The sequence below is a fragment of the Acinetobacter sp. TY2 genome (assembly GCF_046269225.1).
Lineage (GTDB): Bacteria > Pseudomonadota > Gammaproteobacteria > Pseudomonadales > Moraxellaceae > Acinetobacter.
This window is the reverse complement of record NZ_JBJZOR010000015.1, coordinates 52,072-77,340: the sequence shown is the minus strand read 5'-3', so window position 1 is coordinate 77,340 and position 25,269 is coordinate 52,072. Positions and strand designations below refer to the sequence as shown.

Below are 25,269 nucleotides of genomic sequence, written 5' to 3'. Positions count from 1 at the left end.
AAACCCAGCAAAAAGCAAGGAATTGAAAACATGACAACGATTACTTTACCAGCACTTCCATATGGTTACGAAGATCTTGCACCGCACATCAGCAAAGAAACTTTAGAATTTCACCATGACAAACACCACAACACTTATGTTGTAAACCTAAACAACCTGATCAAAGGCACTGACCTTGAAGGTAAAACTTTAGAAGAAATCATCGTTGCTGTTGCAGGCGATGCTTCTAAAGCAGGTGTGTTCAACAATGCTGCTCAAGTATGGAACCACACGTTCTATTGGAACTGTATGGCTAAAAATGGTGGCGGCGCAGCGACTGGTGCTTTAGCGACTAAAATTGATGAAGCTTTCGGTTCTTATGAAAAATTTGCTGAAGAATTTGCTGCCGCTGCAACAACTCAATTCGGTTCAGGTTGGGCTTGGTTAGTTGCTGATAAAGCAAATGGTGACCTTTCTATTCTTAAAACTGCAAATGCAGATACTCCACTTGCTCATGGCAAAGTTGCAGTATTAACAATTGACGTTTGGGAACATGCTTATTACATCGATTTCCGTAATGCACGTCCTGTTTACATCAAAACTTTCCTTGAAAGCCTTGTAAACTGGGATTATGCAAACGCTAAATATGCAGGTCTTGCTGCTGGTGTTGAAAAATAAGAATTAAAATTTTAATTCTTTAAAAAATCGTCCTTTTGGGCGATTTTTTTATATTGAATGATGCATCTGTACTCAATAAATAAAACCCAGTTTAAAATGGATTAAACAATAGAGTTGTTTTTCCTATTCCGTGAAAAACACCTATGTAAAAATTTATAATTTTTACAATCCATACTTCTTTATGACTGCAATATAAGATCAAAATATAAAAATTGTTGAAAAAACTTAAGCACTGACAATGCAAAATGTTGAAATATAATCAAATCATTCACCCAAATGAGTTTAAAAACTTCAAAAATAATCAATATATAAGCAAAAACTTCGAATCTGAACAATAAAAAAACACTTAACCTTTTTTTCTTGTCATTTTGCTTGACCACTTTCCATTTCATCCATAGAATGCGCATCAGATTCTCCAATAGCTCAGTCGGTAGAGCGACGGACTGTTAATCCGCAGGTCCCTGGTTCGAGCCCAGGTTGGAGAGCCATCTATTCTTCCATAGCTCAGTCGGTAGAGCGACGGACTGTTAATCCGCAGGTCCCTGGTTCGAACCCAGGTGGAAGAGCCAGATTCTAAAAAGCCCACTCATTATGAAGTGGGCTTTTTTATGCATATATTTTCTAAAATAGCTCTTCAATAATTCCAAATCACATAAAGATAATACTGTAGCCTCCTCTTAAAATAAAAGGCAATCCATTTACCTTTAATCATACAAGCATAATGTTCAATCAAACTTAATAATGCTTATTTTTAAAACATTTAAATAAAAAATATAGCTTTTTATGACTTTCTTCCTTGACCGATTCGCATTTGCCACATAGAATGCGCATCAGATTCTCCAATAGCTCAGTCGGTAGAGCGACGGACTGTTAATCCGCAGGTCCCTGGTTCGAGCCCAGGTTGGAGAGCCAAATTCTAAAAACCCACTCAATTGAGTGGGTTTTTCTTATTCAACTGATTTTTTCATTCTCATGCCTGACACATCACAGTTAGTCTTTTTTTTCATTGGTTGCTGTGCAACTTTGGCACTCTTGTTTATTCTTTTTGGACAGCGTTTTTTTCATTCTCAAGATTATTATGCTCGCAGAGTGATTACTCCATTTGAACAAAAAATGTTTCTCCGTTTAAATGAAGCTTTTCCACAACACCACATTCTTGCACAAGTCGCCTTTAGCGCACTGATCACCAGCCAACAATATAAACTACGAGCGAAATTCAATCGTAAAGTGACTGATTTTGTGATTTTAGATATGCAAATGCAGGTGATCGCAATTATTGAACTTGATGATCCTTCCCACATTGGCAAGGAGAAGGAAGATGCAAGTCGAGATAAGATGTTAACTCAGGCAGGTTACAAGGTTTCTCGTTATACCGAAATCCCAAGTATTCGAACATTAAAAAAAGATATTATTCACTAAAAATAAAAGCACTTAATGTGCCACTACAGTTGAAACATGTTCAGCCGTTTCTTGAGCTTCACGCTCTGCAATTCTCTGAGCTTGTTCCAATCGAATTTGATCATATTCACGTTTATTTTCTGCATCATTTTTTGCCGCAAAAAAAACAATTGCCAAAATTACGATCGGAATCATGACTGCTAAGGTTCCAAACAGAATAATACGGGATTTTTTTTGGGAATCATTTTGCATCATCACAGTCCTACAATTTCATGCACAACAAACTACTCGATTTATTGTAATGACACAATCCTTGACAAGGATTTTCCTAGTAAGACTATGTATGATCATCTCTTACAATTTAAAGTCGTCTAAACATAGAAATCGTAAATCGACATAGCCACCACGCTCTAAATTTTGTAGAATAAGCCCTCTCTTTCCTATGGTGCTGATCATGACCGCTTGGACTGCCCACGTTACTGTTGCAACCGTTGTCGAAAAAGACGGAAAATTCCTGTTTGTAGAAGAACATGGCGAAGGTGTAACGCATACTGTGTTCAATCAACCTGCAGGTCATGTCGAAGCAGGTGAATCTATTATTCAAGCGGCAATTCGTGAAACCATGGAAGAAACAGGTCATGCGGTCGATGTCGATGCCTTACTTGGCATTTATACTTATACCCCCCCTATGTTTCCTGACCGTACTTATTATAGATTTTGCTTTTTAGCGCATGTACTTGAATATTTCCCTGAAGCTGAACTTGATACAGGCATTGTCGGCCCAAAGTGGATGACACTCGATGAATTACTCGAAACCGCTCGCGCACGTAGCCCCTTAGTGATTAAAGCTGTACAAGATGCGCTTTCTGGGCAAAAATACCCACTTTCGCTCATCTATGAGCACCAAAACTCTCCTTTCATCTCAAATTTGGATGCCTAATCCTATGCAACAACGTGTCATCGTCGGTATGTCGGGTGGTGTAGATTCATCTGTTTCTGCTGCACTTTTACTTCAACAAGGATATCAAGTTGAAGGGCTTTTCATGAAAAACTGGGAAGAAGATGATGGTACGGAATATTGCACCGCTATGGATGACCTTGCCGATGCGCAAGCCGTCTGCGATAAAATTGGCATCAAACTACATACAGCAAACTTTGCAATGGAATATTGGGATCGTGTGTTTGAGCATTTTCTAGCAGAATATGCTGCGGGTCGAACGCCAAATCCTGACATTTTATGTAATAAAGAAATTAAATTTCGTGCTTTTTTAGATCACGCCGTAAACTTAGGTGCAGACTTTATTGCTACAGGTCATTACTGTCGTCGTAGCGCAACACAAACCAATTCTAAAGGTGATCAATATGCACCTTTACTACGTGGTGTAGATAATAACAAAGACCAAACTTACTTTTTACATGCTGTACATGGCCGTGAAATTAATAAGACATTATTCCCTGTTGGTGAAATTGAAAAGCCTCAAGTACGCAAGATTGCAGAAGAACTAGGTCTAGCAACTGCGAAGAAAAAAGACTCTACAGGTATTTGTTTTATTGGTGAACGCCGTTTTAATGACTTTTTAAAACAATACCTTCCGGCACAACCAGGTAAAATCGTACTTGATGATGGGAAAGTGGTTGGTGATCATCACGGCTTAATGTACTATACGCTCGGTCAGCGTGGCGGCATTGGTATTGGTGGACTAAAAGGTACTGAAGAAGGTGCTTGGTTTGTTCTACATAAAGATATTGAAAATAATCGCCTCGTGATTGGTCAAGGCCACGAACATCCGCTCATGCAAAGCACTATGCTGTGGTCGGAAACGATTGACTGGGTTGCAGGTGAACAAGCAATTCCTGAAACAGGTTTCCGCTGTACTGCAAAAACTCGTTATCGCCAAGCCGATCAAACCTGTACATTGTTTAAAGATAGCAATACATCCAATGGAGTACGTGTTGAGTTTGATGAACCGCAACGTGCTGTTACTCCAGGTCAAAGCGTTGTATTCTATACAGATGAAGTGTGTTTAGGTGGTGGTGTTATTCATCATACCAATGCACCAAAACCTGATTTTATTGACTAACATCATGATCATTAATGTGTAAAGGAATTAGGCATGGTTGAGTTGCCCTTTCAACAGCCTCAAACACTCAACCAACGTCAAAATAGAGCTTTGGCGTTGGCTGCCGTTTTTCAGGCAACACAGTTAACGCATATGACAGCCCTATCTGGTCGCCAAAACGTGGGGGACAGTAGTAACTTTTATTTTGAACAATTGATAAAAGCTAGCCTTAATATTCGTTCAAGTAAAACTGCATCATGCCAAACACTCAATTTTTTTACCCAATTGGCCGATATCTCACTTGGTCTAAAAACATTAGAAAGTAGTATTAGTCAGCCGTTCAATACCTCACCTAAATCAAAATTGCCTAAACTATCCGCTGCAAAACTACCCATGTCCTATGCCATGTCGCTTTTAGCATTGGAAAAGAAGGTCTATAGCAACCCTAAATATGTCGAAATTATTGAGCAGTCTCAGCAAAAAATACTGCGACAACTGTCTTTTTTCGACAATAATTATATGCACCCCAGTATTATTGCCAACTTAGCGCAAACCTATGTAGAAACAGCAGGACAAATTAATCCTCGCATTATGGTTCGCGGCAATGCTGAGGCATTTAAAGATTCATCCCATACCAACCGTATTCGTGCTTCGCTCTTTACAGGCTTACAGATGGCGCACTTGTGGCGACAGCTCGGTGGTAGTTCGTGGAATATGATTTTCAGTAAACGTAAGTTACTTCAAGATATTCAGGATCTCGCTCGTTTACAGTATCAGGTGGTTTAACTGATGTGTAACACGCTTTTTTGTTTTACGTTTAATTCCAGCCTTTAAGGAATCGTTATGAACGCTTTAACCGCACTTTCTCCATTAGATGGACGCTACGCTAGCAAATGTGATGCTCTTCGTCCTTTCCTCTCTGAGTTTGGCTTAATCCATGCTCGTGTGACCGTTGAAGTACGTTGGTTGCAAGCGCTTGCAAATCGTCCTGAAATCACTGAAGTTCCACCATTTTCTACTGTAACCAATACAGCTTTAGATGCGATTTTGACTGATTTCTCCGAAGCCGATGCCAATCGTATTAAAGACATTGAACGTACAACGAACCACGATGTAAAAGCGGTTGAATATTTCCTGAAAGAAAAAATTGCACACATTGATGAGCTTAAAAATGCAGGTGAATTCATTCACTTTGCGTGTACATCTGAAGATATCAACAATTTGTCTCATGCATTAATGCTCAAAAGCGGTCGTGAAGTCCTTGTTGAATCTATGCAACAAATCGTTGATGCGATTGCAACTCTTGCTGAAACACATGCAGAACAACCTATGTTATCACGTACACATGGTCAAACTGCAAGCCCAACAACTTTGGGTAAAGAAATGGCGAACGTGGCTTACCGCCTTGCACGTCAAATCAAACAATTCAAACAAGTTGAATTGTTAGGTAAAATTAATGGTGCTGTAGGTAACTATAACGCTCACTACTCTGCTTACCCTGAAATTAACTGGCCTGCACATTCGCAAGCTTTTGTTGAATCTTTAGGTTTAGATTTCAACCCGTACACCACACAAATTGAACCACACGATTACATCGCTGAAATGTTCGATGCATTACGCCGTTTCAATACAATCTTAATCGATTTTAACCGTGATGTTTGGGGTTATATCTCTCTAGGTTTCTTCAAACAACGTTTGAAAGATGGCGAAGTAGGCTCTTCAACGATGCCACACAAAGTAAACCCGATTGACTTTGAAAACTCTGAAGGAAACTTAGGTCTTGCCAATGCTGTCCTTGCTCATCTTGGCGAAAAATTGCCAATTTCTCGCTGGCAGCGTGATCTGACTGACTCAACTGTTCTTCGTAACATGGGTGTTGGTTTAGCACAAAGCTTAATCGCTTTTGAAGCATGCTTAAAAGGGATTGGTAAACTTGAGCTCAATGCAACACGCATTAATGAAGATTTAGACAATGCACAAGAAGTATTGGCTGAACCAATTCAAACCGTTATGCGTCGTTACAATGTTGAAAAACCATACGAAAAATTAAAGGCGTTGACTCGTGGTCAAGCAATGACGCGTGACATGATGGTTGATTTTGTCAATGGTAACGAACTTGAAGCTGTACCAGTAGCAGACCGTGCACGTTTAGCCGAAATGACACCTGCAACTTATACAGGTAATGCCGCTGAGCAAGCAAAACAAGTTAAAGATTTAATTTCAAAAATCTAAAAACTTACAAACATCATTCTTAAAAAACGAAGCTTCGGCTTCGTTTTTTATTCTATTCTGTTTAAACTAGCATGGACTAAACGTAAGAAAACAATAACATGCTCCATACAACAATCTATCACAGCTTCACTCAAAAACACTGGTTCACTTTAACTATACTTTTTATTGCAATCATACTTGCCAGCATCCATCCATTAGAATTTTCATCTTATCTATTGCATCAAGTCGGTACGGCTTTCATGTTGATTGTACTGATTCTCTGTCAAAAGAAAATTGGACTGAGTTTCTCTACATTCCTCCTTTATATATGCTTTTTACTTGTGCATGTTTTAGCGGCACATTATCTCTATTCTTATGTCCCCTATAATGATTGGATGATTCAATATCTACATTTTGACCTGAACAACGCCATGGGTTGGGATCGTAATATGTTCGATCGTTTAGTACATTTTTTTTATGGTCTATTGTTATATCCATTTTTTTATCGACTATTTCAAGTTTGGTTACCCAGTCTAAGTCCCAAAATATGGTTTATTCTGGTGATTCAATTTGTCATGGCAAGCAGTTTATTTTATGAATGGATTGAATGGTGGATTGCTATTGGCTTATCTCCCGAAGAAGCCGAAAACTACAACGGCCAACAAGGTGATATTTGGGATGCACACAAAGATATGTTCCTTGCAACGATTGGTGCCATATTTGCAGGACTATTTTTAAGTAAAAAGTGATCCATACCAAGCATGACAACGTAACGCAATTACATTAACATTGCACCCACTAAAATAATATTGAGAATCATTTACAATGTCATATTCACAACATCCTGAGCAACATTTTATCCATCGTACAGGATGGTTACGTGCCTCAGTCTTAGGGGCAAATGATGGCATTATTTCGGTAACAAGCCTTGTTATGGGAATGGCCGCCAGTGGTGCATCTACACACACATTACTAATTACCTGTATTGCAGGCTTAATTTCAGGTGCAACCTCTATGGCTGCGGGTGAGTATATTTCTGTCAAATCACAAGCTGACATTGAGGAAGCCGATTTAAAATTTGAAGCTCAAGAGTTAGATCGCAATCCGCATTTAGAACTTAAAGAACTGACACAAATTTATATTCATCGCGGACTCTCACCTGAATTAGCACATGAAGTCGCAGTTCAATTGACGGCTAAAGATGCACTTGCAGCCCATGCTCGAGATGAAATTGGTATTGTTGATGCCACATCTGCAAAACCAATTCAAGCGGCACTGTATTCTGCCCTATCGTTTTCAATGGGTGCATTATTTCCAACATTATCCATTTTATTTACGCCTGAGCAATATATTGAATCATCAGTAATCATTGTTGGTGTGATTTCTCTTGCCTTACTTGGTGCATTATCGAGTTATTATGCAGGAACATCGTTATGGAAAGGCAGTTTACGTGTCACGATGTCGGGTATTTTAGCCATGGCTTTTTCAAGTTGGATTGGATCGTTGTTCCAAGTTACACCGCTTTAATACACTACGCCTTTTATATAAAGACAGTAAAACCCAAAACTTTCTGATTATTTGATGCAAGAAATATAAGCTCACCAATAAGGTATATTTAGAATACATTTTTTAAATAAATAACCAACATAATTTGCATATTGCTAAAGGCTTGGGCAAAGTAATCCGATCAATAACAGGAGCAAGCGCATGTCTTTCGCCCAACAACTCGGCATTAAACACCCGATTTTACTCGCACCAATGGCAGGCGTTTCAACTCCGGATTTAGCCGCCGAAGTATCCAATCAAGGTGGACTTGGTTCACTCGGCTTAGGTGCAAATTCTGTTGAATCTGCACGTAAACAAATTTTAGACACGCAAGTCCTAACCGACCATCCCTTTCAAGTTAATTTTTTCTGTCATAAATCTGTTGAATCTAGTGCTGAATCACAGCAACTTTGGATTGATTACATTCGTCCTGTATTTGAAAAATACAATAGCCCTGCACCGACGGAATTAAAATGTATTTATCCAAGTTTTAAAGATAATGATGACTTTCTCAATTTAGTTTTAGAAACCAAACCCAAAGCTGTGAGTTTTCATTTTGGCATTCCACATCCACATCAAATTACCAAACTCAAAGAAGCAGGTATATTAACTTTAGTATCTGCAACCAATCTTGCTGAGGCTCGTGCCATTGAAAAGGCAGGCATCGATATCATTATTGCTCAAGGTATTGAAGCAGGAGGACATCGTGGTATTTTCAATCCTACTTTTGATGCAGCGATTACAACTGCAGATTTAGTTCGATTGATCACTCAAAATTGCACTCTGCCCGTAGTTGCAGCGGGTGGTATTATGAATGGACAACAAATCAAATACATGCTGAATTTGGGTGCAAGTGCTGTGCAACTTGGGACAGCATTCGTCCAATGTAAAACTTCAAGTGCCAACTCTACTTATCGTCAAGCCTTACTAAATCAACCGATTACTCAAGTAACTGCAAGTATTTCAGGTCGTCCTGCACGTGGCATTATCAACCATTGGCAGATGGAAATTGATTTACCTGAACGTCCTAAAACTGCACCTTATCCTTATGCTTATGATCTTGCTAAACAGTTGAATGCTTTGGCTATAAAAAATGGCGATGTTGGTTATGGCGCTTTTTGGGCAGGTAGTAATGTCGCTCAAATTCGTGAACTTGAAGCAAGAGATTTAATTAATCAATTGATTTTAGAAATGAATCAAATATAAAGCATATTTGATGTAGTTATGCCTGATTAGAATTGGCTTTGGCACTCTCTTGTTCTACAAGCATATAAACCAAATCCAATTCTGGACATTCATAACCCATTGCTGTCATAGCAGCTGTAACCTGTCCACGATGATGCGTACCATGATTGAAAACATGCAATAAAGTTGGCATAAATGGTAACGTTAACTGTTCACCATTTACTCGGGTATAGCTTAAATTTCCGTGTAAACGTTCATGATCGAGTGTTTCAATAAAGGGAAGCCACTGATAAGACTTTAATCGTAATTGCTCTAAACTCTTATTTCGGTCTGCTTCAATAATATTATTGAGTTTTAAGTTTAGTGATATTCCCTGTGCAAATCGCGAATACCATAAATAATGCTCACCGAGTAATAAGTGATTTAAAGTTCCAAATATACTTTTAAAATGAAGCCCTACATCTTTATAAAAATCATCATCAGATACACTTTCTAAATTTTGACATAGCCGCTGAGTCGCCCAAATATTGTATTGTGCCATGAGCAATAAACTGTCTAAATCCATCTATTTCCCCTAACAAATTCTCACACTAAACTGATTCAACCATACGACAAAGGCAACTTTAATTTCTCTATATTTCAACTTATTTAGTATCGAGTAAATTCACTTGCTCAACTTGAACATCGCTCATAATGTTTCCTTCCGAAAGTAAATGATTGAAATACGCTTCAACCACTTTAGCCTGATCAGCAGTATTTTCAACCTTATACATACTTTGACGAAATTCATTACTCGAACGTAAGCCTTTGGTGTACCAAGCAATATGTTTACGTGCAATACGGCAACCTGAATATTCACCATAAAACTGATATAGCTCAGATAAATGCCCTAAAAGTACATCTTTGACTTCTTGAATTTCAGGCGTTGCTAAATGCTCACCTGTTTGTAAATAATGGGCAATTTCACGAAAAATCCACGGACGACCTTGCGCAGCACGTCCAATCATGACTGCATCCGCACCGGTATAATCCAATACATACTTGGCTTTTTCAGGGCTATCAATATCACCATTGGCGATGACGGGAATCGATAGCATGCTTTTAACGTCTTTAATCAAGCTATAACGTGCTGTATTTAAATACATATCTTCACGTGTACGACCATGCAAAGCAAGTGCTGCAATGCCTGCTTCTTCAGCACGTTTTGCAACGCGCATGATATTTTCATTACCATTCAAATAACCCAAACGTGTCTTTAAGGTTACAGGGACATCAACCGCTGCAACAACTGTATCTAAAATACGCGCAACCAAATCTTCATCTTTGAGTAATGCCGAACCTGCAAGCTTGCTACAGACTTTTTTAGCAGGACAACCCATATTAATATCGACAATTTGTGCGCCATTCGCCACTTGATAACGTGCTGCTTCAGCTAATTCTTGAGGCTCAGAACCTGCAATCTGTGCAGAAATAGGCGCAAGTTCGCCATCAAAATTTGCACGATACAAACTTTTTTTACTCATTCGTAAAGTTTGATCTGATGTCATCATTTCACTGACCGCATGCCCTGCACCAAAGTACTTACAAAGTGTTCTAAAAGGGCGATCTGTCACACCCGCCATCGGAGCAACGATTAAATTATTTGACAGTTGATACGGACCGATATACATATATATTCATACATTTTTTGACGATCATAGTATACTGCAACCTTGTTTCTGACTCACCCTTTTCTGGATGCGTTTTCATCATTATGAAAAAATCTGTACATCGTAATTTATTCGTTCGTAGCAGTGCTTTGCTTGCACTGACAATCAGCATTGCTGGCTGTGGTAATGGTTCATGGTGGTCTAATGATGACGAGCCAAAACTAGAAAGTGATCAAATCAGAAAACTCATTCCCTCTCGGGTTAATGATCGCTCGTCTTGGGCAAAAGATATTTACGCAATTACTGAAGAGTTAAAAATTCCACGCAATAAAGAGAATATCTGTTCAATTATTGCTGTCGTCGATCAAGAGTCGAACTTTATTGCCAATCCTAATGTTCCCGGTCTAGGTGCAAAAGCGGTTAAAGAAGTCAGTAGTCGTTTACAAGAAAAATTTGAAGATAAATTAGGTACAACCATTGGTGCACCATTGGCAGGCTATTTTCAGGATGTCTTAAAAAATCAACCATCACCTGAAAATAATTATTTAAAGCAAATGAGCAAAGTCAAAAATGAAAAAGAGCTCGATGTATTATATCGAGAAATTTTTGCTTATATGTCAAAGCATTATCACGTAAGTGCATTAACAGGTGCTGCCAAATTGGTTGGGCAGGATTTTGCCGAAAAATTAAATCCAATTACGACTCTGGGTTCAATGCAAGTTCATATCAACTACGCCAAAGATAATAAGCGTAGCAGTATGAGTATCAATGAATTACGTGATGATCTATATACTCAATACGGCGGTTTATACTACGGGATTCATCGTTTAATGATGTATCCTGCAAATTATGACAAACCAATTTATCGTTTTGCAGACTATAACTCAGGTATGTATTCAAGTCGCAATGCAGCATTTCAAAAAATGATAGAAAAATCATCCGGTATCGATTTAGATCTTGATGGTGATTTGCTGTCCTATGATAAAAATGGCAATCCACGCGCCGCAACAACAACCACTGAAAAAGCCCTGCTCAATCTATTTGTACAAAATAATGTTTTAATTACGCCACGTCAGTTACGTAATGATTTAGAAAAAGAGAAAGAAAAAGGCTTTGAAAAAACACAGACTTATGCTGCTGTTTCTAAAATTTATACTGAAAAAACTCAAAAAGATCCTATTTATGCCATTATGCCTGAAGTCGTTATTTCAGGCCCTAAACTGAGCCGTGACTACAATACCAATTGGTATGCAAGCCGGGTCAATGGACGATATGACACATGCATGCAACGGGCAAAAAGAATATAAATCTCGCATTATTTGATTTTGATGGAACCCTGTGTAAAAAAGACAGTTTCACAGGATTCATTTTCTATGCTTTATCTAAAAGACATATTGTGAAGCAAGGTCTTAAAATACTACCTTGGATTCAAGCGTATTATTTAAATATTTATCCTGCCAACTCAATGCGTATAAAACTTTTTAATGCCATGTTTAAAGATGCTAAAGCTTCCGAAATACAAGATATTGCTGAGGAATATGCACATCAGTTGATGGGACAATTAGATGTCAAAATATATCAACAATTATTAGATCACCAAGAACAAGGGGATGATGTTGTTCTCGTTTCAGCCTCTATTGATATTTATTTAGAAATTATTTGTCATCTTTTAAATATAAATTTGATTTGCACAGGTACTAAAATCATTAATGGGAAATATTCAGGTGATTATTCCACACCCGATTGCAGTTGCGAACAAAAAAAAATACGCATTTTAGAACGCTATAATCTTGATCAATATCAAAAAATTTATGCCTATGGTAATAGTGAAGAAGATTTAGATATGCTTAGCCTTGCCGATTTTAAATATATGGTCGGAGAAGATCGAGTTTTACCCCAAATAGCGAAGGAAGAATTTAACTAACAATATTTATTTATGTCGATATTTTAAAAATATATAGTATAAAAAACCCCACCATAGCGAGGTTTCTATAACAGCTCATCAAGAATAATCAAAATGATTCATATAATTAAAAAATCAATAGATTGCCATATGATTACGATGAATCATTTCAAGTGAACGAGCTTCACCTAGCACTTGATGCACTTTATCTGATGATAAACCTTTCACAATTTCAGCTGAACGAGAACTAAAATTCACACGCCCAACTGCAATCCGATTACCTGCAATATCAACGCATTCCACTACATCACCACGTTCAAAATGCCCTTCTACAGCTTTTACACCCACAGGCAATAAACTACGGTGATTTTCTTTAATCGCTTTTACAGCTCCATCATCAATAACCAAACGCCCTGCTGTTTGCAAATGTGCTGCAAGCCATTGTTGATGTGCTGTGACGCGGTCATCATCGGTTATAAAGAACGTACCGAGCAATTCACCTGACATTAAACGTGAAAGTACATTGTCACTTTCACCACTTGCAATGAGCGTTGGACAACCTGACTTTGCCGCCAAACGTGCAGCACGAACTTTGGTCAACATGCCACCACGACCAAACTTACCACCGCCGCCCGCCATATCAAACAGTGTTTCATCCATCGCACGAACCGTTGAAAACAATTTCGCATTGGGATTTGAACGTGGATCTGAGTCAAACATACCCTGCTGATCGGTCAAAATAATTAACAAATCGGCATGGACTTGACCTGCAACCATCGCAGCTAAAGTATCGTTATCTCCAAAGCGAATTTCATCTGTGGAAACAGTGTCATTTTCATTAATAACAGGAATCACACGCCAATCAATTAAATTTTGTAATGCATCACACGAATTTAAGTAACGGCGACGATCTGCTAGATCATCGTGAGTCAATAAAACCTGAGCCGTTTGAATAGCATGTTGCTCTAACACACTTGACCACGTATGAATCAAGCCCATTTGCCCAATAGCCGCACAAGCCTGAAGACTTGGTAGATCGGTGGGTCGGTTGTCAAGCTTCATACGAACCATACCTTCAGCAACCGCACCTGAAGACACCAAAATAATTTCATGTCCTACACGATGTAAATCGGCAATTTGTTTTGCCCAATGCGAAATTGCATTGAGATCCAAACCCTTGCCATTTGCTGTAAGTAATGCAGATCCGATTTTCACAACAATGCGTTTTAACGCACCAAGCTGACGTTGCCCATCCACCACTTCTACCATTTTGCCCTCAGTTATCCTTTTCCAAAGCCTTCACCTTTAAGAGTATTGACCTGAAAATTAACGTACGTAAAACACTTCCATATCGCCGTCATCACCATCATCGTCTTCATCTTCGTCGTCTTCTCCTAAAATACCTTCTAGGCGTTGTTGACGGCGCATCAAACGATATGCTTCTTTCGCTGCAAGTGTTTGTTCACGTGTTTCAGCTTCAAGCTGATCACGGAATGCTTTCACTTTTGCTGCATATTCAGGATCTTCAGCTTCTAACTCATGTTGTTCTTCAATCTGATCCATCAAGTAATACACAACATCTTTTGTTCCTTCAAAGGTTAAGCCTGAAGTTTTAAAAACAGGTCCTTCCCATTTGAGTTCATCCAAAATGTGCTGACACCATTCGTCACGTGTATCATCTGCGAGTTGATCGACTTTATTCAAAACTAAAACAATCGGCAACTGTGCCAAAGTTGGAGAGAATTTTTCCAATTCTGCCATAATTGCTTTTGCGTTATATGCTGGATCAGAGCCATCAATTGGCTGAACATCGACAATATGCAAAAGAATACGTGTACGTGCCAAATGTTTTAAGAAGCGAATACCTAAGCCTGCACCATCCGATGCACCCTCGATAAGCCCTGGAATATCTGCCATCACAAATGAACGATGACTATCAGCATCGACCACACCTAAGTTTGGCACCATCGTCGTAAATGGATAATCTGCAACTTTCGGTTTTGCTGCCGATACCGCACGAATAAATGTTGATTTACCCGCATTTGGCATACCTAATAGACCAACATCTGCAAGTACTTTCAATTCAAGACGAATTTCACGGAATTCGCCTTTGATACCATGTGTACATTTACGTGGTGAACGGTTAGTTGATGATTTGAAATGGGTATTTCCCAAACCACCATCACCACCTGCTGCAACCATTACACTCTGACCACTTTCCACCAAATCGCCGATAATATCGCCCGATTCTGTATCTACAATTGTTGTCCCCACTGGAACAAGTAACACTGTGTTGTCACCACCACGACCAGCACAGTTTGCACCGCGACCATTTTTAGCACGTTCTGCGCGGAATTTACGGGTATAACGAAAATCGACTAGGGTGCTCGTGTTCTCATCTGCTTGAACATAAACGCTACCACCACGGCCACCATCGCCACCATCAGGTCCACCGAATGGTACAAATTTTTCACGGCGAAAACTAGCTACGCCATTGCCACCGTCGCCAGCCTCTACGGTAATGACTGCTTCATCAACAAAGCGCATGTTGCCAATCCTCTAAAATCTTTAAAACCGCATATTCTGCCATATTTTGAAAAATTTCTCGATAAGTATTATTCAACACAACATGAATTTCGCTTAACTTTTTGAATAAATACCTAAGATCGCCCTTCAATTTGTTAAATTAGATATAATTTGATTATTTTCCAAACTACAATTAAACTCATGGGCAAATAAAGTAGCAAATTTTAAAATCGAATTTTTTGATTTTTTCTCATATACTTTTTGAATTTTTCAAAAGCAATATAATCGTTTATTTAGGAAATATATTCTATTGTCTATTGTCCAAATTAGTGCTGCGCTCGGACCTGCAGAATGTGAACTCGCTGTAAAGCTCACCCTACAAGAAATATTAAAAGACGCTAAAAAACATCAAATATCCTTCGATATTTTAGAAGAAAACAGTACTAAATATGGATATTCTTCTGTTCTTTTTAAACTTGAAGGCACATCTCCCGAAAAATCTACGCTTTGGCTCAATACTTGGCTTGGTACGATTCAATGGACATTTCAAAGTAAAATTCGACCTAATCATAAACGTAAAAATTGGTTCGTTGGCATAACTGAATTTGTGCAACCTAAACAACTTCCTCAAGATGATGCTATTGTTTTTCAGGCTTGTCGAGCATCAGGTGCTGGTGGTCAACATGTCAATACGACAGATTCTGCTATACATGCAATTCATGTTGCAACAGGTATCAGCGTAAAAGTCATGTCTGAGCGTAGCCAACATGCCAATAAAAAAATAGCTAAAGAACTCTTGGCCATGAAAATACAACAACAATTAGATGCGCAACATGAATCACAAAAAAATAAGCAGCATCAACAACATGCACTTATAGAAAGAGGTAGTGCAATTCGTCAATTTAAGTATTAGCTATATTCACATTAAAATATAACGGTAGATGATCACCGAGTGGCAAGCACTTATCATATCTACCTATATGAAAATTAACAATTTTGAATAATTAAAAACAAATATTTAATCTTAAAATAACAATATCGCTTCAATTAAATTTTTCTGTAGCTTTCTCATTTCAATGCATTTTTATTTTCTAAAATTTCAGGCAGACTTCTTTCAACCCAAGTTATTAAATAATTTAATTTTTCCGCAGCTTGTGCACCTAAAATTGTCAATTGGTACTCAACTTTTGGCGGAACAACAGGATAAACAGTTCTCAAAATAAAACCATCTTTTTCTAAAAACTTAAGTGTTTGTGCAAGCATTTTCTCACTAATACCTTCGATACGTTGCCTGAGCTCACTAAAGCGATGCACCCCATCACTTAAGCAACGCAAAACTAACACCGACCATTTATGGGTCAAATGCTCTAAAATTTCACGAGAAGGACATTCTGTCGATAAAACTTGACCCAACACTGTACTTGAAGCATATGTACTCATCAAATATCTCCTAAAGGTAATAAACTTACTTTTCGGTACGTACTTACAATTTGTAAGTTATCAGATTAATATTTCTTCATCAAGTTTATTTTATGCACACAAAGTACAGAGGTCGAAATAATGAAAATTGCAATTACAGGTGCAACAGGACAGCTAGGTGAACTCATCATTCAAGCTTTGTTAACTCATATACCTGCCGACAATATTGTCGCTTTGGTACGCAATAAAACCAAAGCTCTTAAGCTTAAACAACAAAATATTGAATTACGCCATTTTGATTATGATTCACCTGAAACTTTAGCTCCTGCACTTATAGGAATTGATAAATTATTACTGATTTCTGCCAATGAAATTGGTCGACGTACAGCACAGCATCAAGCAGTGATTGAAGCCGCAAAAAATGCAAAAGTACCTTATATTGCCTACACAAGTTTACTTCGAGCGAATACTTCACCTTTAGGCTTAGCACAAGAACATCGTGAAACTGAAGCGCTCATTCAAGCAAGTGGTTTGACCTATACATTTTTGCGTAATAATTGGTATAGCGAAAACTATATTGCAGGTGTAGTTCAAAATGCAGCATCAGGGCAATTATTCAGTGCTGCGAAAGATGGAAAAATTAGCTCTGCATCTCGTACTGATTATGCTGAAGCTGCTGCAATTGTTTTAGCATCCACAAATCATGACAATAAAACCTATGAACTTGCAGGTTCCGAAAATTTCACTAAACTTGATTTAGCTAAATTTATTGAAAAGGCTTCAGGAAAAAAAGTATCACGTATTGAACTGAGTGCTTCAGATTTAACTCATGGACTTCAACAGGCAGGCTTACCTGAAACACTTATTTCAGTCATTGTTGATGCTGACATACAGACAGTTGAAGGTGCAATGTATAGTGAAAGTAAAGACCTTGAACAATTAATTGGTCGCAAAACTATATCGATACAATCCCAAATAGAGGCATTATTTACAGCCGATTAAAACCATAATTTGCATTAATTTTAAATCTTTATTTTTGTATTTAATGATGTCGTAAATCTAAAATTTATAATAAAAAAGAGCTTCAATAGAAGCTCTTTTTTATACATCTTACAAATTATGCATTGGTTTCAGCAGGAACTTTAGGATAGCTTACGCCGCCCATTTGTTCAGCAATACGCAATACTTGACAGCTATAACCTACTTCATTGTCATACCAAACATACGCAGTTAAACGGTTACCCGTAGCTATTGTTGCTTGAGCATCAAATACGCCTGCTGTACGTGAACCAATAAAGTCAGAAGATACAACTTCAGTTGAATTTGTATAACCAATTTGACCTTGAAGGCTAGAGCTAATTGAGATTTGGCGAATATATTCATTCACTTCTTCACGATCAACTTCTTTATCTAACGTTAAGTTCAAAATCGCCAAAGAAACGTTCGGTGTAGGTACACGTACAGAGTTACCTGTCAATTTACCTTGAAGCGCTGGAAGTGCTTTCGCAACTGCTTTTGCTGCACCTGTTTCTGTAATCACCATGTTCAATGTTGCCGCACGGCCACGACGATCCGCTTTATGATAGTTATCAATCAAGTTTTGGTCATTTGTAAATGAGTGTACAGTTTCAACGTGACCATTTAACACTGTATATTTATCATGTAAAACTTTTAGTGTTGGTGTGATCGCATTTGTTGTACAGCTTGCAGCAGAGATGATTTTATCTTCATCAAGAATGTCAGTTTGGTTCACACCAAATACAACGTTCTTCATATCACCTTTACCAGGTGCAGTTAAAATCACACGAGCAGCACCAGGGCAAGCCAAATGCTGAGCAAGACCTTCGGCATCACGCCATTTACCTGTATTATCAATTACAAGTGCATTTTCAAGACCATAAGCTGTGTAATCTACTTCAGCAGGACTAGATGCATAAATCACTTTAATGAAGTTACCATTGGCAATGATTGCTTCATTTGCTTCATCAACAGAAATTGTGCCTGCAAAAGGACCATGAATTGAATCACGGCGTAACAATGAAGCACGTTTCTCTAAATCACCATCTGATGATTTACGTACAACAATTGCTTTCAAGTTTAAACCACGACCAAGACCCGACTGACCAATGATTAAACGTGCAAGAATACGACCAATACGACCAAAACCATAAAGAACAACATCTTTAGGTTCAACTTGTGCAGGACGACCCTCTAAAGATTGAACAGCTTGAGCAATAAATGCATCTATGTCGCCGCCTTTTTCTTTAAATTCAACAGCAAGTTTACCTAAATCAACTTCAGCAGAACCAATTGTTTCTAATTTTGCTAAAGCTTCCAAAATAGGAAAAGTATGGATAACAGAAAGCTCAACATCCATCATACGTGTACGACGGTGGGCTTTAAGAATTTGAATTACTGAACGGTTTACTAAAGAACGACCGTAAACAGAAGTCACAATATTTTTTTCACGGTACAATTGACCGATTAATGCGATCATACGCTCCGCGATTTCTTCACGGTTTTTCCAACGACCTTGATGCTCAGTATGTAGGGCGATGATAGTGTCTTTGCTCACAGATGCGTCCTCTATTTATGTAGATCTAAACTTAATTTCAAAACCCCACAATTGTACTAGAATTCAACTAAAGTTGATATCTAAACGGTTCATCTTTTTTATTCACCAATAAAATATTTGCCATTCAATTAAAGCTTAATATATGATTTAAAATATTATTAAAAAAATAGCCCAAATTTTCCGTCATATAAAAACAATCGTTGTTTTAACAGAAAATGAGCAATCATCATTTTTAAAAAACTCTCAAAACGAACACTTTACTTTTGTTAGTAAAAACCATAGGTTATTGTAAATTGTTATGACAGTATAAAAATCTTTCTTATCACAAAAATAACTCGAATATTAAGTTTTCAAGTAATGCTTTCACAAAAATCATTTACTTTGTTACCGAAGAAAATCTAACGTCATAACGCATAATTGATGCATTAAATGCTTCAAAATCAAAATCACCCAAGTTTTCAGGTATTTTCATCAACACAGGTAAACGAGTAAGTCCATTATCCCCATTTGGAAAAGCATAATGACGTTCAAACTCATTCATTGAAGTTAAGCTTTCAAACTCAATGAATACGCTATATCTAAGTAAACTTTTTGGTACAGCAATAATATCAAGATAGGCTTGTTTTTTCATACGCATAGCTGCCGCTTCAGCCTGAATTAAATCTTTTTCAACTTTTTCACCTTTAATAATACGTTTTAAAAACGAACCCTTGGTCATGGTTTGTTCTTCTAATAAATGTCCCATATAGGTTTTTAAATCAAAGAAATCCTGCATATGAAATTCAAGTAAATCTTGGATTTTACGCACAGGTTGCTGTGAGCGCTCATTCATTTTTGCCCATTCGGTACCATACATGGGAATAAAAATTTCATCTTTACGTTTTTCAAGTAATTTCAAATATGCCATAATTCGATATTCAAGCAACTGAATATCGGTGTTAAAAAACAAAGATGGCTGTTCTTTAAAATCACGATAATGTCCCAAAATTTCAGACAAAATCCGATGTACACTCATAAATAAATATTCAAACTCTTCAATATGCGATAAATCACTTTTCACAGCATTCCGAAGAGGTAAAAATATATAACTCATGATCATATTTTCAATATTTTTCAGGTAATCATTCACGATTCCTTCGCTATTTTTAGTATTCAAACCCAATGGCTCCATTAAGTATGGAACCAATTTTTTATCTACAAAATGTTCAAAATCAGCGACAATTTCAAGCACGTCTTTATGTACTTGATGCTGAATGGTAATCATCTTTTGTAAATAATTTGATACTTCTTCTGCATAAGTTCCCTCTTTAATTCGGCTCAGTTCAACAACTACACTATTTAAGTAAATCTGCTGATGCCCCTCATACTCCATTTGCTCTTCAATTAGAAAACGGCGTATCGAATACGGATTATGGCCAAAATGCTGAATTGGTGCGATTAAAAAAATAAATTCTGATGTTTGCACAATATCAAATTTACGAAAATCTTGTTCTTTTAAAAGGAAATATTTAAAAAATGGATGTTGCATCATTTGAGAATATTTTGGCAACAAAGGTTTAAACCAATAGCCTAACAATTGTTGTTTAATATAGACCTCAATAATAAAACACTTAATTTGTTCAGCCGTTAACTGACGAATACCTTTGGGTGGAACAAGTTTCAACTTACGAATAATATTGGCAACATCTTGTAAAAAAACACGGCGAATCAATAATTTTTCGCGTTGTAAAGTAAGGTCATCATTTACAGGAATCAAATCAATTTGTTGTAATGCATTTTCTAAATAATCGGCAATCTGCAAACTGTCTGTAGTTTTTTTCAACCATTCAGTCGAGTTCGTAAGTTTTGCAGCAATTGAATGCATACGTTCATTTGAAAAACTGTGTTTTAAAATATGCAATGAGTTACTGATCTTATACTCAAAACTATTTGTAACACGATTCCACTGAATTTCTTTAGGTTTTAAAATTTGACGATCAATTTCTTCTCGAACATCAATTTCTTCATGTTCTAAAATTTCAGACACGATTTCTTTCCAATTCAAATCAGTGCTTGGCTCTAATTGCAATAATGTTGCTCGGATTTGATAAGGAATCATGACTGTGTTCATTTTAGCACCATCTTATTGCTTCTAATTTAGCAAACACTATTTCATTTTATTGTGACCAATTTAACATTTTTATAAATTATCATTCAACAATTATCTTTTAAGGAAGTATAAATCAACCATTTAATGCCATAAATGGCTGTTTTTTGTCACTCAATTCGCTCATTATACTTTTCAACATTCCTTTTTAAATTCTGAGTTTTACGTTGCTGTATATACATATGACGAATACCTTCGATCACAAGTACAATCACTGCCATCCAAATTGGGATATATGTCAGCCATTCATCAGGCCCAATACTTTCCCCTAAAACCAACGATGCACCTGCAAGTAATACTGGTTCTAAGTAACTCAGCAAGCCAAATAAAACCATAGGTAAATAACGACTTGCGAGAATATAGCTACCCAAACCAATAGCACTGAGTAAGCCTAACCCTGCAATGACCAATAATAAAATTGGAGCCCCTATTACTTGTGTTATGGACTCACCACTTGCTTGAATAAAGTAAATTGCCACAGGAATGCAAAGCAATATATCCCACCAAAAGCCGCCCAAGTTATCGGTCTGGATTTTTTTACGAATCATGAAATACAAACAATATCCTACGGCAACTGAAACCGTTTCCCACGCAATACTACCTAGACGCCAAAATTCATGCCCAACACCAAAAATAGCAAGCGCCACTGCTATTTTTTGTAAAATGGATAATTTTTCTTTATAGACAAAACGTCCCGTCAAAACCAATGCTAAAGGTAAAAGGAAATAGCCCAAAGAGACCTGTAATCCACGACCATTCATCGGCCCCCACAAAAACAACCACAATTGGAAACAGGTGAGAAAAGAGGTAAGTAAGAAAACAAAAATGAGAAACGGATTTTTTAGTAATCGCTGCCCAATAGATCTTACATGTGCAAAATCACCACTAAACAACATAAACAAAGTCAAAAATGGTAAAGTCGAAACAATACGCCAACCAAAGGTTTGCTGACCATCAAAATCACCCAATAAACGGGTGTAAAAATATAAAATACCAAATGTGATTGAAGCCAATACAGATAATGCGATTCCTTTATACATTTCTGCACACCATCACAAAAAAAAGAATGGTTATTTCCACATTAATTAAGTTAAAAGTCAACCTTTCACAATACAACGTTATTACAACATCAATACCGCTATGGATGACTCTGCTTTGTATAAATTACATCATCAAGTTGATAGCCCAAAGAACTCGCATATTTTAAATATTCACCGATTAAATGCGGATTCGGTTTTGGATCTCTAGACAACACCCATAAATATTTGCGATGTGGTTCACCAACCAAAGCCATTTGATAGCTTTTGTCTATTTTTAAAATCCAATAATCCCCTCGCCCTACAGGTAACCATCGAATAGCTTCAGGAATAAAACTCACTCTAAGTTTACTGTTATAAGGCTGATTAATGACAAAAGCCTCACCTATAGAGCGCTTTTCTTGGGCTTCACCATCTTCACAACGATTGTCGACCACGATATTACCATTTTCATTTAAGGTATAACGTGCGGTGACATTTCCTACACAATCTCTTTGAAAATAGAGCGGTTTTCTTGCAACTTCATACCAAAGCCCTAAATATTTATCAAGTTCAACATGTGAAACTACAGGTAGTTTTTTGTCCTCTGCATATGTCACATGACTAAATAAGAACAACAGACCAAATAGAGAAATGACAAATCCCCATCGGCTCTGTTGATTTTGGTCATTCACTTTTCTTATCAACATTCGTTACCAAGACCGAAAAATTGGTTTTATTTCAATTTAAGATAACGATATTCACATCGAATAAGTGTAGATAAATGTATCTATTCAAATAATCTTGATTATTGAATCAACATTGCCTTCATGCGTAAAATTTCATCACGTAAACGTGCTGCTTGTTCAAACTGAAGTTCTTTCGATGCTTTGAGCATTTCTTTTTCAAGTTTGCTCATGTGTTTTGCCAACAGTTTTGGATCAGACAACAAATGCTGCTCATCTGCTGTCACACTTCGATTTTTTTGCAGCGCAGACTCATCAAGTTGCTCATCTTCAAACACCTCACCTGTATCAATTGACTTGGTCACTTGACGTACTGTACTACGTGGTGTAATACCATGCTCAGCATTAAATTCCATTTGTTTTTGTCGACGACGTTCTGTTTCATCAATGGCTTTTTGCATAGAGTCAGTAATACGATCAGCATATAGAATTGCTTTACCTTTCACATTACGTGCTGCTCGACCAATGGTCTGAATCAGTGAGCGTTCTGAGCGTAAAAATCCTTCTTTATCGGCATCTAAAATAGCCACAAGCGATACTTCAGGCATATCTAAGCCTTCACGTAAAAGGTTAATCCCCACAAGTACATCATAAATACCTGTACGTAAATCATGAATAATTTTTACTCGTTCAACGGTATCAATATCGGAATGTAAATAGGCAACTTTCACGCCATATTCTTTTAAATATGAGGTTAAATCTTCCGCCATACGCTTGGTCAATGTGGTGACAAGGACACGTTCATCTAATTCTTTACGAATATTGATTTCGGATAGAACATCGTCAACTTGGGTTAAAACAGGACGTACTTCTAAAATCGGATCGAGCAAACCTGTTGGACGTACCACCTGCTCTGCGACTTGTTCTGACTTTTCCAATTCGTATTTGGCAGGTGTTGCGCTGACATAGACGGTGGTTGGAATAATGCGTTCCCATTCTTCAAACTGCATGGGACGATTGTCGAGCGCACTTGGCAGACGGAAGCCATAATTTACGAGGTTCTCTTTACGTGAACGGTCACCTTTATACATTGCGCCAATTTGCGGAACAGTCACATGCGATTCATCAATAATTAGCAAAGCGTCATCAGGTAAATAGTCAAATAATGTCGGTGGTGCTTCACCCGCAGGACGTCCTGATAAATGGCGGGAATAGTTTTCAATACCATTGGTATAACCCAACTGTTGCATCATTTCTAAATCATAACGTGTGCGTTGTTCAATACGTTGTGCTTCAAGCAATTTATCATGTGCTTTAAAAAAGCCTAGACGCTCTTTAAGCTCCTCACGAATCGTACCAATCGCACGTTCTAAATTATCTTTAGGTGTTACATAGTGGCTTTTTGGATAAATCGTCACGCGTGGTGCTTTGCGAACCATCTTCCCTGTCAATGGATCGAACCATCGAATGGAATCCACTTCATCATCAAACAATTCAATACGAATAGCATGTTGATCCGATTCCGCAGGGAAAATATCAATAATTTCCCCACGAATTCGATATGTACCGCGTAAAAACTCAAGTTCATTACGGGCATATTGCATTTCAACCAAACGACGAATAATGTCATCACGACTAATACGATCGCCCTGTACAATGTGCAACAGCATATTCATATAGGCATTCGGGTCGCCTAAACCATAAATTGCTGAAACCGATGCGACAATAATGGCATCACGGCGTTCAAGTAAAGTCCGAGTCGCTGATAGACGCATCTGATCAATATGGTCATTAATCGCTGAATCTTTTTCGATGAACGTATCGGAAGATGGCACATAGGCTTCGGGTTGATAGTAATCATAATAACTAACGAAGTATTCAACCGCATTATTCGGGAAAAATGCTTTAAATTCGCCATAAAGCTGTGCAGCAAGGGTTTTATTATGTGCCATAACAATGGTTGGGCGTTGTAATTGTGAAATCACATTCGCCATAGTGTAGGTTTTACCCGACCCTGTCACCCCAAGCAAAAGTTGATCATGAAAACCTTTATTGACGCCGTCAACAAGTTTTGCAATCGCCTGTGGCTGATCACCCGCAGGTTCATAATTGGTCACAAGTTCAAATGGCTGATGGTCATTCACAATTAATTCCCCGATGGCATAAAAATATAGAGCGCATTTTAGTGAATCCATAAAATACAGCTTAATCACATTATTGGGGTCTATGATCAATAATCAAGTATTTTCCACTTGACCCTGCCCGATTTCAACTGCAACATGAAAGCTAGATC

Annotated in this window: 24 protein-coding genes and 3 tRNA genes; 16 read left to right on the top strand and 11 right to left on the bottom strand. The window is 37.6% G+C overall.

The features are described from left to right. Window positions 1-30: 30 nt before the first annotated feature. From ACK1JC_RS11080 to ACK1JC_RS11060, 5 genes are all read left to right on the top strand, one after another. The gene (locus ACK1JC_RS11080) at window positions 31-657 is read left to right on the top strand and encodes a superoxide dismutase (protein ID WP_409511930.1); all 627 of its coding nucleotides are present in this window, start codon (window positions 31-33) and stop codon (window positions 655-657) included. A gap of 412 nt (window positions 658-1,069) precedes the next feature. Beyond that, a tRNA-Asn gene (locus ACK1JC_RS11075) sits at window positions 1,070-1,145 on the top strand. A 5-nt stretch (window positions 1,146-1,150) separates the two neighbouring features. After that, a tRNA-Asn gene (locus tag ACK1JC_RS11070) sits at window positions 1,151-1,226 on the top strand. Window positions 1,227-1,493: 267 nt separating this feature from the next. After that, window positions 1,494-1,569: transfer RNA gene (locus ACK1JC_RS11065), tRNA-Asn, on the top strand. Window positions 1,570-1,629: 60 nt separating this feature from the next. Beyond that, on the top strand, window positions 1,630-2,076 hold the full coding sequence (locus ACK1JC_RS11060; RefSeq protein WP_409511929.1) for a DUF2726 domain-containing protein: 447 nt from the start codon (window positions 1,630-1,632) through the stop codon (window positions 2,074-2,076). A gap of 12 nt (window positions 2,077-2,088) precedes the next feature. On the opposite strand, the gene ACK1JC_RS11055 is transcribed toward ACK1JC_RS11060, so the two are convergent. Continuing rightward, a complete protein-coding gene (locus ACK1JC_RS11055; protein ID WP_409511928.1) occupies window positions 2,089-2,307 on the bottom strand; it encodes a hypothetical protein in 219 nt (72 codons plus the stop codon). Window positions 2,308-2,509: 202 nt separating this feature from the next. On the opposite strand from ACK1JC_RS11055, the gene ACK1JC_RS11050 reads away from it, so the two are divergent. The 7 genes from ACK1JC_RS11050 (at window position 2,510) to ACK1JC_RS11020 (ending at window position 9,077) form a co-directional block, all read left to right on the top strand. Continuing rightward, window positions 2,510-2,995, top strand: a complete 486-nt coding sequence (locus tag ACK1JC_RS11050; protein WP_409511927.1) for an NUDIX hydrolase — start codon at window positions 2,510-2,512, stop codon at window positions 2,993-2,995. Window positions 2,996-2,999: 4 nt separating this feature from the next. Further along, window positions 3,000-4,136 (top strand): tRNA 2-thiouridine(34) synthase MnmA, encoded by a 1,137-nt coding sequence (gene mnmA / locus ACK1JC_RS11045; protein WP_409511926.1) that lies wholly within the window; start codon window positions 3,000-3,002, stop codon window positions 4,134-4,136. Window positions 4,137-4,169: 33 nt separating this feature from the next. After that, window positions 4,170-4,901, top strand: coding sequence for a high frequency lysogenization protein HflD (gene hflD, locus ACK1JC_RS11040; RefSeq protein WP_409511925.1), 732 nt, complete (start codon window positions 4,170-4,172; stop codon window positions 4,899-4,901). Between the two features lie 57 nt (window positions 4,902-4,958). Next, window positions 4,959-6,347 carry an adenylosuccinate lyase gene (purB, locus tag ACK1JC_RS11035; protein WP_409511924.1) on the top strand — a complete coding sequence of 463 codons (1,389 nt, stop codon included), beginning with the start codon at window positions 4,959-4,961 and terminating at the stop codon, window positions 6,345-6,347. Window positions 6,348-6,445: 98 nt separating this feature from the next. Beyond that, entirely contained in the window at window positions 6,446-7,075 is a 630-nt protein-coding gene (locus tag ACK1JC_RS11030; RefSeq protein WP_409511923.1) for a DUF2238 domain-containing protein, read from the top strand. 76 nt (window positions 7,076-7,151) lie between these two features. Continuing rightward, window positions 7,152-7,853, top strand: coding sequence for a VIT family protein (locus ACK1JC_RS11025; RefSeq protein ID WP_409511922.1), 702 nt, complete (start codon window positions 7,152-7,154; stop codon window positions 7,851-7,853). Window positions 7,854-8,033: 180 nt separating this feature from the next. Further along, window positions 8,034-9,077: an NAD(P)H-dependent flavin oxidoreductase gene (locus tag ACK1JC_RS11020; protein WP_409511921.1), complete on the top strand. Its 1,044-nt coding sequence runs from the start codon at window positions 8,034-8,036 to the stop codon at window positions 9,075-9,077. Between the two features lie 16 nt (window positions 9,078-9,093). Here ACK1JC_RS11020 and ACK1JC_RS11015 read toward each other — a convergent pair whose 3' ends face one another. Together ACK1JC_RS11015 and dusB are read right to left on the bottom strand one after the other, a co-directional pair. Further along, a complete protein-coding gene (locus tag ACK1JC_RS11015; RefSeq protein WP_409511920.1) occupies window positions 9,094-9,621 on the bottom strand; it encodes a DinB family protein in 528 nt (175 codons plus the stop codon). Window positions 9,622-9,700: 79 nt separating this feature from the next. After that, the gene (dusB, locus tag ACK1JC_RS11010; RefSeq protein ID WP_409511919.1) at window positions 9,701-10,726 is read right to left on the bottom strand and encodes a tRNA dihydrouridine synthase DusB; all 1,026 of its coding nucleotides are present in this window, start codon (window positions 10,724-10,726) and stop codon (window positions 9,701-9,703) included. An 83-nt stretch (window positions 10,727-10,809) separates the two neighbouring features. Between dusB and ACK1JC_RS11005 the strand changes: the two genes are divergently transcribed. Together ACK1JC_RS11005 and ACK1JC_RS11000 are read left to right on the top strand one after the other, a co-directional pair. Further along, complete coding sequence (locus ACK1JC_RS11005; RefSeq protein ID WP_409511918.1) at window positions 10,810-12,012, top strand: DUF1615 family protein; 1,203 nt, start codon at window positions 10,810-10,812, stop codon at window positions 12,010-12,012. After that, window positions 11,985-12,629 (top strand): HAD-IB family hydrolase, encoded by a 645-nt coding sequence (locus tag ACK1JC_RS11000; protein WP_409511917.1) that lies wholly within the window; start codon window positions 11,985-11,987, stop codon window positions 12,627-12,629. The genes ACK1JC_RS11005 and ACK1JC_RS11000 overlap by 28 nt, the downstream gene beginning before the upstream one ends. 114 nt (window positions 12,630-12,743) lie before the next feature. On the opposite strand, the gene proB is transcribed toward ACK1JC_RS11000, so the two are convergent. Next, window positions 12,744-13,877: a glutamate 5-kinase gene (gene proB / locus ACK1JC_RS10995; RefSeq protein WP_409511916.1), complete on the bottom strand. Its 1,134-nt coding sequence runs from the start codon at window positions 13,875-13,877 to the stop codon at window positions 12,744-12,746. Window positions 13,878-13,934: 57 nt separating this feature from the next. Next, complete coding sequence (gene cgtA, locus ACK1JC_RS10990; RefSeq protein ID WP_409511915.1) at window positions 13,935-15,155, bottom strand: Obg family GTPase CgtA; 1,221 nt, start codon at window positions 15,153-15,155, stop codon at window positions 13,935-13,937. Window positions 15,156-15,444: 289 nt separating this feature from the next. On the opposite strand from cgtA, the gene prfH reads away from it, so the two are divergent. Beyond that, the gene (gene prfH, locus ACK1JC_RS10985) at window positions 15,445-16,047 is read left to right on the top strand and encodes a peptide chain release factor H (protein ID WP_409511914.1); all 603 of its coding nucleotides are present in this window, start codon (window positions 15,445-15,447) and stop codon (window positions 16,045-16,047) included. A gap of 155 nt (window positions 16,048-16,202) precedes the next feature. Here the strand turns inward: prfH and ACK1JC_RS10980 are convergent, their stop codons facing one another. After that, the gene (locus ACK1JC_RS10980; protein ID WP_409511913.1) at window positions 16,203-16,574 is read right to left on the bottom strand and encodes a winged helix-turn-helix transcriptional regulator; all 372 of its coding nucleotides are present in this window, start codon (window positions 16,572-16,574) and stop codon (window positions 16,203-16,205) included. Window positions 16,575-16,694: 120 nt separating this feature from the next. Between ACK1JC_RS10980 and ACK1JC_RS10975 the strand changes: the two genes are divergently transcribed. Next, complete coding sequence (locus ACK1JC_RS10975) at window positions 16,695-17,555, top strand: SDR family oxidoreductase (RefSeq protein ID WP_409511912.1); 861 nt, start codon at window positions 16,695-16,697, stop codon at window positions 17,553-17,555. A gap of 115 nt (window positions 17,556-17,670) precedes the next feature. Here ACK1JC_RS10975 and ACK1JC_RS10970 read toward each other — a convergent pair whose 3' ends face one another. The 5 genes from ACK1JC_RS10970 to uvrB all read right to left on the bottom strand — a co-directional run bounded on the left by ACK1JC_RS10970 (window position 17,671) and on the right by uvrB (window position 25,120). Next, entirely contained in the window at window positions 17,671-19,128 is a 1,458-nt protein-coding gene (locus ACK1JC_RS10970) for a glyceraldehyde-3-phosphate dehydrogenase (protein WP_409511911.1), read from the bottom strand. 376 nt (window positions 19,129-19,504) lie between these two features. Beyond that, the gene (locus ACK1JC_RS10965) at window positions 19,505-21,238 is read right to left on the bottom strand and encodes a hypothetical protein (protein WP_409511910.1); all 1,734 of its coding nucleotides are present in this window, start codon (window positions 21,236-21,238) and stop codon (window positions 19,505-19,507) included. Window positions 21,239-21,384: 146 nt separating this feature from the next. Continuing rightward, window positions 21,385-22,314 (bottom strand): EamA family transporter RarD, encoded by a 930-nt coding sequence (gene rarD / locus ACK1JC_RS10960; RefSeq protein ID WP_409511909.1) that lies wholly within the window; start codon window positions 22,312-22,314, stop codon window positions 21,385-21,387. Between the two features lie 98 nt (window positions 22,315-22,412). After that, window positions 22,413-22,946 carry a lipocalin family protein gene (locus ACK1JC_RS10955; RefSeq protein ID WP_409511939.1) on the bottom strand — a complete coding sequence of 178 codons (534 nt, stop codon included), beginning with the start codon at window positions 22,944-22,946 and terminating at the stop codon, window positions 22,413-22,415. Between the two features lie 152 nt (window positions 22,947-23,098). Further along, entirely contained in the window at window positions 23,099-25,120 is a 2,022-nt protein-coding gene (uvrB, locus tag ACK1JC_RS10950; protein ID WP_409511908.1) for an excinuclease ABC subunit UvrB, read from the bottom strand. Window positions 25,121-25,269 lie beyond the last annotated feature (149 nt).

Excerpts from the sequence above, each read along its gene's own strand:
- ACK1JC_RS11080 (WP_409511930.1), top strand. The coding sequence starts at position 31 with ATGACAACGATTACTTTACCAGCACTTCCATATGGTTACGAAGATCTT.
- ACK1JC_RS11060 (WP_409511929.1), top strand. The coding sequence starts at position 1,630 with ATGCCTGACACATCACAGTTAGTCTTTTTTTTCATTGGTTGCTGTGCA.
- ACK1JC_RS11055 (WP_409511928.1), bottom strand. The coding sequence starts at position 2,307 with ATGCAAAATGATTCCCAAAAAAAATCCCGTATTATTCTGTTTGGAACC.
- ACK1JC_RS11050 (WP_409511927.1), top strand. The coding sequence starts at position 2,510 with ATGACCGCTTGGACTGCCCACGTTACTGTTGCAACCGTTGTCGAAAAA.
- mnmA (WP_409511926.1), top strand. The coding sequence starts at position 3,000 with ATGCAACAACGTGTCATCGTCGGTATGTCGGGTGGTGTAGATTCATCT.
- hflD (WP_409511925.1), top strand. The coding sequence starts at position 4,170 with ATGGTTGAGTTGCCCTTTCAACAGCCTCAAACACTCAACCAACGTCAA.
- purB (WP_409511924.1), top strand. The coding sequence starts at position 4,959 with ATGAACGCTTTAACCGCACTTTCTCCATTAGATGGACGCTACGCTAGC.
- ACK1JC_RS11030 (WP_409511923.1), top strand. The coding sequence starts at position 6,446 with ATGCTCCATACAACAATCTATCACAGCTTCACTCAAAAACACTGGTTC.
- ACK1JC_RS11025 (WP_409511922.1), top strand. The coding sequence starts at position 7,152 with ATGTCATATTCACAACATCCTGAGCAACATTTTATCCATCGTACAGGA.
- ACK1JC_RS11020 (WP_409511921.1), top strand. The coding sequence starts at position 8,034 with ATGTCTTTCGCCCAACAACTCGGCATTAAACACCCGATTTTACTCGCA.
- ACK1JC_RS11015 (WP_409511920.1), bottom strand. The coding sequence starts at position 9,621 with ATGGATTTAGACAGTTTATTGCTCATGGCACAATACAATATTTGGGCG.
- dusB (WP_409511919.1), bottom strand. The coding sequence starts at position 10,726 with ATGTATATCGGTCCGTATCAACTGTCAAATAATTTAATCGTTGCTCCG.
- ACK1JC_RS11005 (WP_409511918.1), top strand. The coding sequence starts at position 10,810 with ATGAAAAAATCTGTACATCGTAATTTATTCGTTCGTAGCAGTGCTTTG.
- ACK1JC_RS11000 (WP_409511917.1), top strand. The coding sequence starts at position 11,985 with ATGCATGCAACGGGCAAAAAGAATATAAATCTCGCATTATTTGATTTT.
- proB (WP_409511916.1), bottom strand. The coding sequence starts at position 13,877 with ATGGTAGAAGTGGTGGATGGGCAACGTCAGCTTGGTGCGTTAAAACGC.
- cgtA (WP_409511915.1), bottom strand. The coding sequence starts at position 15,155 with ATGCGCTTTGTTGATGAAGCAGTCATTACCGTAGAGGCTGGCGACGGT.
- ACK1JC_RS10980 (WP_409511913.1), bottom strand. The coding sequence starts at position 16,574 with ATGAGTACATATGCTTCAAGTACAGTGTTGGGTCAAGTTTTATCGACA.
- ACK1JC_RS10975 (WP_409511912.1), top strand. The coding sequence starts at position 16,695 with ATGAAAATTGCAATTACAGGTGCAACAGGACAGCTAGGTGAACTCATC.
- ACK1JC_RS10965 (WP_409511910.1), bottom strand. The coding sequence starts at position 21,238 with ATGAACACAGTCATGATTCCTTATCAAATCCGAGCAACATTATTGCAA.
- rarD (WP_409511909.1), bottom strand. The coding sequence starts at position 22,314 with ATGTATAAAGGAATCGCATTATCTGTATTGGCTTCAATCACATTTGGT.